The 652-nt window shown below is 66.7% G+C and carries 1 protein-coding gene; it reads left to right on the top strand.

The genetic code is table 11. The annotated features are described in order from the left end of the window. Positions 1-141 precede the first annotated feature (141 nt). On the top strand, positions 142-651 hold the full coding sequence (locus tag ACYVKA_RS13520) for a Type 1 glutamine amidotransferase-like domain-containing protein (protein ID WP_460706190.1): 510 nt from the start codon (positions 142-144) through the stop codon (positions 649-651). Position 652 lies beyond the last annotated feature (1 nt).

Below are 652 nucleotides of genomic sequence, written 5' to 3'. Positions count from 1 at the left end.
CCAGCTCCATTGCCCTATGCAGGGACCGACGAAAACCCCGGGACACCCGACCCAGCCTTGACACACAACGCCTCACGCTGATGTGCGTGCGTCCGCGAATTGCGCTGGCGCCAGAGGCGTGGTCGCCGTAGCGTCGGGCCCATGACAGCTGAACAGCCGACGATTCTGGCAACCTCGGGCGGGTACCGCACCCCCGACAACGGCGACCGCGAGTTCGGCCCCCTGCTCCACTACGCCGCCGACCTGGCCGGAGCCGGTGTCCGGCCCAAGGTGTGCCACATCGGCACCGCTGGCGGTGACCAGCGCTACATGAACGCCATGCTCGCCGAGGCCGGCCACAAGGCCGGTTTCGAGTTCTGCACCCTCAACCTGTTCACCCAGCCCACTGTGGACGACATCCCCGCCCTACTGCTGGACCAGGACGTCATCTGGGTGGGTGGTGGCTCGGTGGTGAACTTGCTCGCCGTGTGGCGCGCCCACGGCCTGCCTGACATCCTGCGCCAGGCATGGGAGGCCGGTGTCGTGCTCTCGGGCGTCAGCGCCGGCTCGATCTGCTGGTACATCGGTGGGCCGACATACATGATGGTAAGAGCCTTGGGGAGTCGTGACCCTGCCTCTGACTGGTGCCCTGCTGGGCTACCGACAAACTGAT

The organism is Luteococcus sediminum, from assembly GCF_054783495.1.
Note: the sequence above shows the minus strand (reverse complement) of the source record. Positions and strands in the feature narration are given on the sequence as shown.

Coding starts and splice junctions, on each gene's coding strand:
- ACYVKA_RS13520 (WP_460706190.1), top strand. CDS start 142: ATGACAGCTGAACAGCCGACGATTCTGGCAACCTCGGGCGGGTACCGC.